This window comes from Larkinella sp. VNQ87, assembly GCF_049445795.1.
Lineage (GTDB): Bacteria > Bacteroidota > Bacteroidia > Cytophagales > Spirosomataceae > Larkinella.
Genome location: NZ_JBMSDT010000002.1, coordinates 294,652 through 306,408, shown reverse-complemented (window position 1 = coordinate 306,408; position 11,757 = coordinate 294,652). Strand labels below are relative to the sequence as shown.

9 protein-coding genes are annotated in these 11,757 nt (G+C 52.7%); 6 read left to right on the top strand and 3 right to left on the bottom strand.

All coding sequences use genetic code 11. The features are described 5' to 3' along the window. The first annotated feature begins 83 nt into the window (after nt 1-83). The gene (locus ACO2Q8_RS03865; protein ID WP_423343464.1) at nt 84-1,487 is read left to right on the top strand and encodes a lectin-like domain-containing protein; all 1,404 of its coding nucleotides are present in this window, start codon (nt 84-86) and stop codon (nt 1,485-1,487) included. A 7-nt stretch (nt 1,488-1,494) separates the two neighbouring features. On the opposite strand, the gene ACO2Q8_RS03860 is transcribed toward ACO2Q8_RS03865, so the two are convergent. Then, nucleotides 1,495-3,720, bottom strand: a complete 2,226-nt coding sequence (locus ACO2Q8_RS03860) for a tetratricopeptide repeat protein (RefSeq protein ID WP_423343463.1) — start codon at nt 3,718-3,720, stop codon at nt 1,495-1,497. A gap of 581 nt (nt 3,721-4,301) precedes the next feature. Here ACO2Q8_RS03860 and ACO2Q8_RS03855 point away from each other — a divergent pair. Beyond that, nucleotides 4,302-4,511 (top strand): hypothetical protein, encoded by a 210-nt coding sequence (locus ACO2Q8_RS03855; RefSeq protein ID WP_423343462.1) that lies wholly within the window; start codon nt 4,302-4,304, stop codon nt 4,509-4,511. A 98-nt stretch (nt 4,512-4,609) separates the two neighbouring features. On the opposite strand, the gene ACO2Q8_RS03850 is transcribed toward ACO2Q8_RS03855, so the two are convergent. Together ACO2Q8_RS03850 and ACO2Q8_RS03845 are read right to left on the bottom strand one after the other, a co-directional pair. Further along, nucleotides 4,610-7,066: an ABC transporter permease gene (locus ACO2Q8_RS03850; RefSeq protein ID WP_423343461.1), complete on the bottom strand. Its 2,457-nt coding sequence runs from the start codon at nt 7,064-7,066 to the stop codon at nt 4,610-4,612. A gap of 206 nt (nt 7,067-7,272) precedes the next feature. Further along, nucleotides 7,273-7,626, bottom strand: a complete 354-nt coding sequence (locus ACO2Q8_RS03845; protein ID WP_423343460.1) for a winged helix-turn-helix transcriptional regulator — start codon at nt 7,624-7,626, stop codon at nt 7,273-7,275. A gap of 105 nt (nt 7,627-7,731) precedes the next feature. Between ACO2Q8_RS03845 and ACO2Q8_RS03840 the strand changes: the two genes are divergently transcribed. The 4 genes from ACO2Q8_RS03840 (at nt 7,732) to ACO2Q8_RS03825 (ending at nt 11,734) form a co-directional block, all read left to right on the top strand. Continuing rightward, nucleotides 7,732-8,502: an SDR family oxidoreductase gene (locus tag ACO2Q8_RS03840; protein ID WP_423343459.1), complete on the top strand. Its 771-nt coding sequence runs from the start codon at nt 7,732-7,734 to the stop codon at nt 8,500-8,502. Nucleotides 8,503-8,601: 99 nt separating this feature from the next. After that, nucleotides 8,602-9,600: an SDR family NAD(P)-dependent oxidoreductase gene (locus tag ACO2Q8_RS03835; RefSeq protein WP_423343458.1), complete on the top strand. Its 999-nt coding sequence runs from the start codon at nt 8,602-8,604 to the stop codon at nt 9,598-9,600. 106 nt (nt 9,601-9,706) lie between these two features. After that, nucleotides 9,707-10,699 carry an aldo/keto reductase gene (locus ACO2Q8_RS03830; RefSeq protein ID WP_423343457.1) on the top strand — a complete coding sequence of 331 codons (993 nt, stop codon included), beginning with the start codon at nt 9,707-9,709 and terminating at the stop codon, nt 10,697-10,699. A gap of 63 nt (nt 10,700-10,762) precedes the next feature. After that, nucleotides 10,763-11,734 carry a helix-turn-helix domain-containing protein gene (locus ACO2Q8_RS03825; protein WP_423343456.1) on the top strand — a complete coding sequence of 324 codons (972 nt, stop codon included), beginning with the start codon at nt 10,763-10,765 and terminating at the stop codon, nt 11,732-11,734. Nucleotides 11,735-11,757: the final 23 nt, after the last annotated feature.

Genomic DNA, 11,757 nt, shown 5'->3' with positions numbered 1-11,757 from the left:
GTATTTATCCTTATATTTGAGTGCTCGTCCTCTCCATTCGTTCCGCCCATTTTTTAACTCATCTCTATTAATGGTTTCAAACCGTGAAAAGACTTTTTGCGGCTCTGATCTGGGTTTTTGCCTGGGTAGGGGCCGATGCGCAACCGTACAAATTACTCGGCGGAGCCACTGCGCTGGGGGGAGATTGCTACCAGATTACAAAAGCTGCGCCGAACCAACGCGGTGTGGTGTGGCGCAACGATAAAATCAAGCTGAACGAACCGTTCGATCTGGAGTTTTTGATGAATTTCGGCGACCGCGACCAGAACGGCTCCGACGGCATGGTGTTTATCCTGCAAACCGCCGGAAACGACAAACTCGGTCCGAACGGGCGTGATCTCGGTTTTTCCGGAATTTTCCCATCGCTGGGTGTTGAATTCGATACCTTCCAGAACAATCGGACCGGCGGAACGGGCTACGGCGATCCGGAGTTTGATCACATCGCCGTGGTGAGCAATGGGAATGGCAATCACACAACGCCCCACACCCTGTTTATGCCCGTACCGGCGCTGGAATCCGGCCGGAACATCGAAGACGGGCGTGGTCATCTCGTTCGGATTGCCTGGAACCCTACAGCCCGCGAACTGGACGTTTATTTCGATTGCCAGCAGCGGGTTAAACTCCGGAAAGACCTGATCACCGACCTTTTTGAAGGCCAAACGGAGGTGTGGTGGGGAATTAGTGGTTCAACCGGAACGGCGTATAACCGGCATACCGTATGTTTGCTGCCACGGACGCCTTTTCAGTCCACGATGACGGTCTGTGCGGGTGAGTCGGGGACGCTGACGAGCCGAATGGCCGTCGATAACCAATACCGTTGGTTTCCGGCCGAGGGCCTTGATAATCCGACGGTCCGAAGCCCGAAAGTCCGCCCGCTTCGGCCGACCACCTACACGGTTTCGTACCGGAACCATTGTGGTCAGTCGGTCACCGACACCATCCGGGTATCGATTGCCACGTCAAACCTCGAACTTGGCAAAGACACGACCCTTTGTGAGGGACAAACGCTTACACTGAGCACCCATTGCCAAAACGCGACGACGGTGCTGTGGAACGATGGCACGGGCAAGGCTACGCTGACCGTACACCAGCCGGGCCGTTATTGGGTGAGGGTCGAGGAGGCCGGGTGTGTTTTCCTGGATACGGTTTTGGTTCGGCTGGAATCCTGCCAGGAGGCCAACGTATACATTCCGGATGTTTTCACCCCAAACGGTGACGGCGTGAATGACGTGCTTACCCTGCATTATTCGGGAATTGATTCCTACGAATTCTTTGTTTACGACCGCTGGGGCGTGGTACTGTACAAAGGCGAACTGAACAAAGCCGCCTGGGATGGGCAAAACTACCCGGCGGGTCTTTACACCTGGGTGGTTCGGTACCGGTTTACGGACCAAAAGCAGCAAAAGCACGAGGTCCGAAAAATGGGCCAGGTGCAGTTATGGCGGTAAATTGCCATCAGCCGGGTAATTTGATGATCATTTGAGTACCCTCGCCCGGTTGCGATTCTACTTCAAACGCTCCGTGGTGGCCTTTCGTGATGATGTCGTAGCTCAGCGATAAGCCAAGGCCGGTACCCTGTCCGGTGGGTTTGGTTGTAAAAAAAGGCTGAAAGATTTTCTGCTGAACGTTGTCCGGAATGCCCACACCGTTGTCGTTAACCCGAATTTCAACCCCGGCCGGCTGGCGTTTGGTTTGTACCCTCACCTGCGGTACGTATCCGGGCTGACCGCTTTTCTGACGTTCCCGCACGGCGTAAAACGCATTGTTGTATAAATTGAGCAAGACCCGGCCAATGTCCTGGGGAACCAGTTCAATCGACCCGGTTTTTGCGTCGAAGTCGGTGAGCAGTTCGGCCTGAAAGTCTTTGTCTTTGGCCCGCAGTCCGTGGTAGGCCAGCCGGAAATATTCATCGGCCAGGGCATTGAGGTCGGTAGGCTGTTTTTCGCCACTGGATGCCCGGCTGTGTTCCAGCATGTTTTTAACGATGCTGTCGGCCCGTTTTCCGTGGTGATTGATCTTCTGTTGGTTCTGGCTCAGGTCGTCGATCAGGCCGGTAATGTACTCTTTGTCGATGGGCTCCTTACCGAGTTCCTCTTTCAGCTCATCAGCCAACTCGACCGAGAGTTCCGAAAAGTTGTTGACGAAGTTGAGCGGGTTCTGAATTTCGTGCGCAATCCCGGCGGTCAGCTCACCGAGCGAGGCCATTTTTTCCGCCTGAACCAGTTGCATCTGGGTCGACTGAAGTTGGGTCAACGCGGTTTGCAGTTCTTCTTTTTGTTGTTCCAGGAGCGTATTGGCTTTTTGCTTGGTCCGGAAGGCGTAGAAGGAGACACCGGCCAGCACCAGCGTCAGTCCCAAACCGGCTCCGAGCGTTCGCTGCCGATTTCGGGCCAACTCGTTCTGTTTCTGCTGTTCGGCCCGGGCCAGTTGCTGTTTCTTTTCGAACTCATACGTCATTTTAAGTTCGGTTCCTTTCTGTACATTCTCTTTGCTCCGGATCGAATCGCTGATGGTACTGGCGGTTTTGAAGGTGGCCAGTGCCTGCCGATACTGGCCGGTTTTTTCGTAACAGTCGGCTAATTCGGCATAAACCTCCTGAGTTTGTTCATCATAGATATCGGTTTCTTTCATGACCGCAAAGCTCTTTTCGTAAAACGGAATCGCCGACGCAAACTTGGCCTGCCGTTTCAGAATGGACCCCATCGCCGAATAGGTCTGGTGGATGTTGAGCGGTTGCCGGGATGCGTTGGCAATGGTGATGGCCTTTTTCGCCAGTGCTTCGGCTTCGGTGTACCGTTTCAGGTGGGACAGGTTGGTCGCGGCTCTCGACAAACTCGTGGCTTCAATGCCCTGATCGCCCATTTCGTGGCCCAGACGAGCGGCTTTCATGGCAAAGTCGTAGCCTTTCGGGGCGGTTGGGCCTCCTCCGCTGAACATGCCGGCCAGGTTGGTGTAGGCATACAACTCGACGTTTCTGATCCCGTCCTGTTTGGCTAGTTTGATGGCTTGATAAAACCGCTGTTCAGCGCCTTTCAGGTCGCCCATTAATTTGTAGGTATTCGCCAGGTTGACCAGCGCATACGCCTGACTGTTGATATTCCGGTCGGCTTCAGCCATATCCAGAGCCATTTGCTGGTAACGCAGGGCCTGGGGCAGATTGGACAGCATCTGGTACGAAATCCCAATGTTGGTGTATAGCGTACCCTCCAACCGATGGTTGCCCATTTGTTTGGCCAGCACGGCGCTTTTTTCGAAGAAGGTAATCGACGTATCGTATTTACTTTGCATGCCGTACATCATGCCGTAGGTATTGTACACCTTGAGTAGCAGCGTCGAGTCATTCAAGGCCAGGCTTATGGGTTCCAGCGCGTTTAATTCGCTTTTAACGGCTGCGTAATTCCCCTTGTAATTGTAATTCTGGGCGGCAAACAACCGGGCGTAGGCTTCTCCGCGCTTGTACCGGATTCGCTGAGCTTCCCGAATGGTGCGCAAACTAAGGCTCAGCGACGAGTCGATGTTGATTTCCGAAAGCAGGGCAATTTTCTGGTTGATCTGGTTGATCCGGGCGGTGTCGGTTTTAGCCCGGCTGATCAGGCGGTTCAGGCTATCGATTTTTGGCGTTTGGGCATGGGCGATTGGCATCGCCAGCAGGACGAGAAAGAAAATAATCCGGTAATTCATAACGGGGTAGGGTTGAGAAAAACGTGTTCCGCTTAGCTGCGGCAATTTCATAACAAGATACAGCATCACCCTGAATATCACGTCATCTGGAGCTAAAACACGGCCGTGTTTTAGCTGTTCAAAAACAGTATGACCAGCAGCAAATGAAAAAATCGGGGCTATAGGTACTCTCGGAGCGTTTTAGGTCGTAAAATTACCAGACGGATTCGTCCGGCAAACAAGGTCATTTTTAACGAATTTTAATGCCCATTAAACTTTAGTTAATTGTTTAATAATCAGCGTGTTTTGTTGAATTAGAGTCGTAAGTTTGAACCCTGTAAACAACAAGACAACAGACAAACCGCATGCCTCAACGCAACTCGACACCCAAAGAATATGCTTTACCGATTGTCCTGGCTTTAATCGCTGCTTTAGGAGTTCTTGGGATTATGACGTTGCTGCTCTAAGGAAAATCGCTTATTCAACTGAAATAATAAAACAATCTGGCAATCGGAGCGTTAGAAATAAAGATTTATTACTTTTTTATTAAAAATTTGAACTAAATAGCGGTACTTTGTAATTCTTTCCAATCCAGGGTGCTCATGGAAACCTACTCTAATTTTTCGCCAAGCCGTACGAAAGTCAAAATTCTTTCGGTCCTTCTTGTTCTGGCCATGCTGATCGTTTGCATTGTGGTCGCAAGTCCGCCCCACCTGCGTGGCGTTTTGAATATCATTGGCAGTCTGGAACTGATCGGACTTGGTTGCATCGCCTGGATGGTTGATGCCGCGCACTGCATAAAAGAAGAGTAACCGGGACGAAAAGTCGACGGAGTAGCTGGGTTATCTGGAACCGCCAATAAATGGAAAAGGGTCAATCAGTCAACAAACTGATCGGCCCTTTTTTGATTTTATTCGTTCTTTAGCACGTTCGCGGGATTACGGCGGGCGGCCTTCATCGTCTGCGATCCGATCATCAGGAAGGCAATCAGCAAAACCACCAGCAAGCCGACGAATAATTCGGCGATCTGCACGGGGGGGTGATACGGAAAACGCGTGAGCACCACGTTTTCGAAAAAGAGGTACGTGACGGGTAGCGCGATGAGGGCCGATACCGACAGCAGAACGAGAAAACTCCGGCTTAACAGGTAAATCAGATTGCTGGAACTGGCCCCCATCACCTTGCGGATACTGATCTCCTTCAGCCTGGTTTCGGTCGTGTAGACCACCATGCCAAACAAGCCCATCGAGGCAATCGAAATGGCGAGGAAGGATAAAAAGCCGATGATCCTGATCAGGATGGAAAATTCGCTGTAGGCTTCTTCGATGGCTTCGTCGTAGAATTGGGCCTCAAAGGGATGTACCCGATCGATCTTCTTCCAGGCCGACTCAATCTTGGCTCTGGTTGACGGCAGGTCAGTACTTCGTAGTTTGACATTGATGATGGCCCGGTCTTCGGGTGTCCAGGGCATAAGGGCGACTGGCTCAATGAGGTTGTCGACCTTGCTATAATGAAAGTCTTTTATGACGCCAACAATGGTCATCCGGCGACCATGCGCCCTGAAACTACTGAATGTAATTTCTTCACCAATCGCTTTGTTCGGGTCGTTGGTGCCCATGTTAAACCGCTTCAGAAATTGCTGGTTAACAATCACTTCCGTTGCAGCTTCGGCCTTCGTGGGTCGCGCCTTGAAATTCCCGCCCGCAAGGAGCTTGTATTGATGCACGGACAAATAGTTTTCGTCGACGTGGTTGGTCAGGACCAGCGCCGAGTCGCGCGAGTCCTTGTATTTTATAAAACCGCCCCATGCATTCCCAACGCTGGTAATGATTAACGAGCGCGATAGGCCCGTAACTTCCGGCATCCCGCGCAGTTCCTTGAGAAATGCATCCGATTTGTTCCCCTGCATATCGATGTTCAGGATGTTTTCGGTGCTGAACCCCAGGTCGAAAGCCAGAATGTTTTTGTACTGCACATACCCGATGGCGGTGGTGGTAATAAAAATCAGGGTGAGCGTGTATTGAACGACCACCAAAGCGCGTCGAAGGGGCATGTATTTGAATACGTTGACCGTCGTGCCATTCCGGAGTGCCTGAATCGCGCTGATTTTTGAAAAGAAGAGGGCGGGCAGAAAACCGGCCATCAGCCCGACGATGACCGAAAAAAGGAGGAAGGCCAGAACCATCGGCAGCGTAAGCTGAAGTTTCACCATGCGCTGCATCTCCGGCGCCAGGTTGATCAGTTGAGGCCGCAAGACGAGAAACAGCACGAAGGAAAGAAGCAGGGCTGCCCCGGAAATCAGGATGGCTTCGGCCAGGAATTGCTGCCAGACCTGGCTCTTTCCGGCACCGATCGCTTTGCGAAGACCTACCTCCTTGAAACGACGCATGGCGCGGGCCATCGACAGGTTGGTGTAGTTGAAACAGGCCGACAGGATCACCACAAGGGCCAGCCCTCCGAGGATCCAAAGCACCACCGGAGGCACGTGTGGACCCACCGAGCCCGGCCCCCCTTCGGAGCGACGGAGCGTCTCACCGACTACAATCTCGTATAAAGGAAGCAATTCGAGCCGGATCTTCGTGTCTTCTTCGGGGCGGTTTTCCTGTCGCGCAAGGGCGTCGAGCTGCGACTGGACGGCGGCCATATTACCGGGTTCGGGCAGCAGGAGGTACACAAAGTTCGACGACATGTTGGTCCAGGCATCAAAGTTGGGGTTGCTTCGGTTGAGTTGCTCGGCCGTCGAGAGCGATACCAACGCTTCGAACTGGAGGTGCGAAAAGAAGGGAACGTCCTTCATGACACCGGTCACCTGGTAATCGAGCGTATCGAACCGGATGGCCTTGCCCAGCGCCGATTGGTCGCCGAACAGCTTTTGGGCGGCTGTCTCGGTCAGAACGATTGAGTAGGGATCTTTCAGGGCCGTGTTGGGATTGCCTTCCAGCATCGGAAAGGTAAAGATCCGGAACAGCGACGGCTCGGCCCAGCAGCCCTTGATCGGGAGAATTTTGTCGCCAACCCGCGCGTCCTGCGAAAAGTCGTGGCGCACAATCGCCACGTCTTCCAGGCCGGTGACTTTCTGACGGATCAGCTTGCCGGTTTTTAGGGAGGTGGTGGCAAACTTGCCTTCGGTCCGTGCCCGGCCGGGCCGCGATCGGCTTTGTGCACGATTGGCCGTCAATACGTTGGTGACGCGATAAACTCGTTTCCCATTCCGGTGAAACCGGTCGTACGAACGCAGGTCAAGGACGAACGCAATCAGCAGTAAGCCGACGGACATACTGATGGCAAGGCCAACGATATTGATGGCCGAGAATAGCTTGTTGCGCAGTAAGTTACGCCGGGATGTTTTGAGGTAGCTTCCGATCATGACCCAGTTGTTAAAAAAGATTGACAAGGGTTGGTTTTCATACCGCAGCCAACGAAGCAGAAAAAACGGGTTTCGTGCTTTCTGGAGGCCTTGGCCGGACAATCGTCTTCGGTGGCAAGAATACGAAAGTTGGTCAGACCGATTGAAAAAATGATGTGAACCAGGCTGGAAATGGGATGAATGAGCGTGTAACTAGATACAAAAAGTTATTTCCCGAGGATCTTTTTGCGGTGTTCCAAGCCCCAGTCCGTCAGGTTGTTAATAATGGTTTGCAGGGTTTTACCGTGTTCGGTTAGCTCATACTGTACCGTCACCGGCTGGGTGTCCAGCACGGTTCGCCGAACCAACTGATTGATTTCGAGCTCTTTCAGCTCCTTACTCAGCATTTTGTTGGAGATACCGGCTACGTCGTTCAAAATATCGGAAAACCGCCTTTTGTTGTAGTAGCAGATTGACGAGATGATCGAAATCTTCCACTTCCCATTCAGCACATCCATCGAATCCTGGACGGCCATCATCTCCTTTTTGTATAATTCTGGTTGACGCGGATCACACTGCATACGTTACCTGGTTACCTGGAGGTTACTGTTACTTTTTGTAACAAAGTTACTAACTGAAACAGAATCGACCTAGCTTTGTCATTCGAAAGTTAAACGAATTGCAAAATGATCAAGTTAAAAAACAAGGTAGCTGTCATCACAGGCGGCAATAGCGGGATTGGCTTCGGCATTGCGGAGGCATTTAAGAACGAAGGTGCGGTTGGTACGATTACCGGAAGAAAAGAGGTAACGTTAGCTAGGGCTGCTGAGGCATTGGGTGCAAACTTTATCAGTATCAAAGGGGATGTAACCAACCTCGATGATCTGGAGAATATATTTACAAAAACCGCTGATCAATTCGGCAAGATTGATGTGTTGGTCGTCAATGCCGGGGGGATTGTCGACGGTTTCCCGATGGCGGCCATTAACGATGTTACGGAAGAAAGTTATGACCGTTACATGGACCTGAACTTGAAGAGCGCCTATTTTACGGTCCAAAAATCGCTGCCGTATTTGAACGACGGTGCTTCCGTCATCCTGATTGGATCGAGTGCTGCGCACCGGGCTGCTCCGGGAATGACCATTTATGCGGCTGCGAAAGCGGCTATCCTGTCATTGGCCAAGGGCTTGTCGCTGGATTTGTTGCCGCGGAAAATCCGGGTGAATGCTCTTTCGCCGGGTTCAATAGATACGCCGGTTTTTGAAAAAATAGTCCCGGCGCACCAGGTGGGCCAGGTAAAACAGATCTGGATTGATAACACACCGGTAGGCAGGCAAGGGCTTCCGGCTGACATCGGAAACGCGGCTGTCTTTCTGGCATCGGATGATTCGGCTTTCATTGTGGGTACCGAAATCCTGTCAGACGGTGGCCTCACCAACATCAGCCTGATGAACTAATTCTTCACCAATCAATACATTTCAACAAAACAAGCCGGGCGTTTGACTCGATTGTGCTGGATGATCCTTCGGCACCGCCCTGCTTTTTCGTGATTAATCATGGAACAAACGAATGCTAACGGAGCCTTACAGAAACCAATCGGCTCAGGATTTAACGCAACGTCAACGGCAAAGGATGTCATTCAGGGAATTGACCTTATTGGGAAAATTGCCATTGTAACCGGCGGTTACACAGGTATAGGTCTGGAAACGACCAAAACACTGGCCGGGGCAGGCGCTACTGTCATTGTACCGGCAAGAAGTATTGAAAAAGCGAAGGGAAATCTGGCGGGGATTGCCAGGGTGGAATTAGAACCCCTGGATCTGATGGATCATACGTCGATCGACCGCTTTGCTGAAAAATTCCGGGCATCAGGCCGACCATTGCATCTGCTGATTAACAACGCCGGAATTATGTTCGTGCCGTTCCGCAAGGATGGCCGCGGACTGGAATCACAGTTGGTTACGAATTACCTGGCACCCGTTCAACTCACGGCCCGCTTGTGGGATTCGCTACAAAAAGCGAAGGGGGCCAGGGTTATCAATGTATCTTCGCAGGGACACCAGTTTGCTCCGTTCGATTTTGAAGACCCGACTTTTGAAAACCGGGTATACGACACACTGCAAGCCTACGGCCAGTCAAAAACCGCCCTGAACCTGTTCTCGCTCGAATTGGACCATCGGGCCAAAGCCTTTGGCATACGGGCCTATGCAGTACATCCCGGCAATATCTGGGGAACGGAATTAACCCGGGAAGCTCCCCTGGAACTGTTGCAGCAATTTGGCTTTTATGATGCTCAGGGAAAGGTTGTGCCGGAAGTGATTGCATCGCTAAAAACCGTTCCGCAAGGTGCCGCTACGACAATTTGGTGTGCTACGAGTCCGTTGCTGGATACGATTGGGGGCGTGTATTGCGAAGATGCCGACATTGCCGAACTGGCTACCGGCCAGGGCTTCTCAACCGGTGTAAAACCGTATTCCCTGGATGAACCTTCTGCAAAAAAACTGTGGCGATGGACGAAAGAATTGACCGGCGTCGGCTTTGACTGGCTGAGTTGATAATAACCGAAACCGCGTTTTGTGTTGGAGAAGCTTCATTTTGTATAACCCGCCCCCGGAGCCGGAAGCCGACCTTTGTCGTGTTCTTTAAAAACAAATCCACGGTATGAACACGATCAAACAAGTGGCTCTGGGGAGCCAGGGATTGCAGGTGTCGGTTGAGGGGCTGGGGTGCATGGGGATGTCTCCGGCACCAACCGGCACGATTTATGGCCCGGCCGACGAGGCCGAAAGCATTGCCACCATTCACCAGGCCCAGGAACTTGGGGTTACGATGCTGGACACAGCCGATATTTATGGCCCGTTTCACAACGAGGAGTTGATTGGTCGCGCGTTGGTGGGTCGACGCGACCAGTTTGTGATCGCGACGAAATTCGGGTTCAACATCGATGACAACGGGAACTGGGATTACCGGTTTAATGGCCGCCCCGACTACGTTCGTCGATCCATCGAAGGGTCGCTCCGTCGACTCAAAACCGACTACGTCGATTTGTACTACCTGCACCGGCTTGATCCGGCTACGCCGATTGAGGAGACGGTCGGGGCGATGAGTCAACTGGTGGCCGAAGGCAAGGTGCGCTACATCGGACTGTCGGAAGTGGATGCCGATACGCTCCGCCGGGGGCACGCCGTTCATCCCCTGACGGCGCTCGAATCCGAGTATTCGCTCTTTGACCGCAGTGTCGAAGAAACCGGGATGCTGGCGTTCTGCCGGGAACTGGGCATCGGTTTTGTGGCATATTCGCCCCTGGGCCGAGGCTTTTTGTCGGGCGAGATCAAAAGCCCGGACGATTTTGCCCCGGATGATTCGCGTCGCTATTTTCCCCGGTACATGGGCGACAATTTCTACAAGAATCTAGAGTTGGTCGAAAAACTAAAAAGCTGGGCCATTTCCAAAAACACGACACCGGCTCAGTTGGCGCTGGCCTGGGTGCTGGCGCAGGAGGTAGTCTGTATTCCCGGTACGAAGCGTCGGGCGTATCTGGAAGCGAACGTCGTGGCTGCTTCGCTAACGCTCAACCCCGCCGAACGGGCTGAACTGGATGCGTTGATGCCGGTGGGCAGTGCGGTCGGTGACGCGTACCCGTCTTTTGGCTAAAAATGGGGGGCAGGAACAACCACGGGATGTTTGGTGTTCCTGCCAACTCAAGCTTTTACCAGAATGAAAACAAAACCGATCCCCTTCAGGGTGCTGGAAACCGTGACCGAATACACCCGGTTTTACGACTTGCCGACCCCGCTTCATCCGTTGCTCACCGTGCTGGATTTGAACGACCTGCACCGGCAGCCGGTTGACACGATCCCGGCGGCTGCTCTGACGCCCGTCGTACAGCAGTTTTATATGATTTCGCTTAAACAGGGCCTGGGCAAGGCAGCCCTCCGGTACGGGCATCAGTCGTATGATTTTAATGAGGGCGTCATGAGTTTTCTGGCCCCCGGCCAGGGTTGCTGGCTGGCGAATGCGGCCAGTGCCGAAGCGTTGGCCGACATTTTTGCGAGCCTCAGGGGCTGGACGTTGCTGGTCCATGCTGACCTGCTGGCCAAATATCCGCTGGGGCAGAAAATCACCCGGTATGGCTTCTTTTCGTACGATACGAACGAGGCCTTGCACCTTTCCGAAGCCGAAGAAGCCACGATGAACCAGTTAATCGGCAGCATTCGGGCGGAAGCGGAGCGGTCGGTCGATTCGTTCAGCCAGGATATTCTGGTGGCTCAGATCGATCTGTTGCTCACCTACGCCGACCGGTTTTACCACCGCCAGTTTCTGACCAGGCACCAGGCCGAAGTCAATCGTGACGAGGATTCCCTGCTGAGCCGTTTCGAGGCACGACTGATCGGGTACTTTGCGCAGCCGGGTGAACATCCGTTGCCCACGGTGCAGTCGTTGGCTGATGATTTGAACGTGTCACCGGCGTACCTGAGTGATACGCTCCGAACGCAAACCGGACAGAACACGCAGCAGCACATTCATAGCGCGCTGATCGAAAAAGCGAAGCGATTGCTGATGAGCACTTCGCTGTCGGTGAATGAAACGGCTTATCAATTGGGCTTTAAGTATCCGCAGTACTTTAGCCGTCTGTTCAAGAAAAAAACCGGCTTGACCCCCGCCGAATTTCGATTCTCGATGCAGTAATTCCCGGGTAAATTAACCGGTTC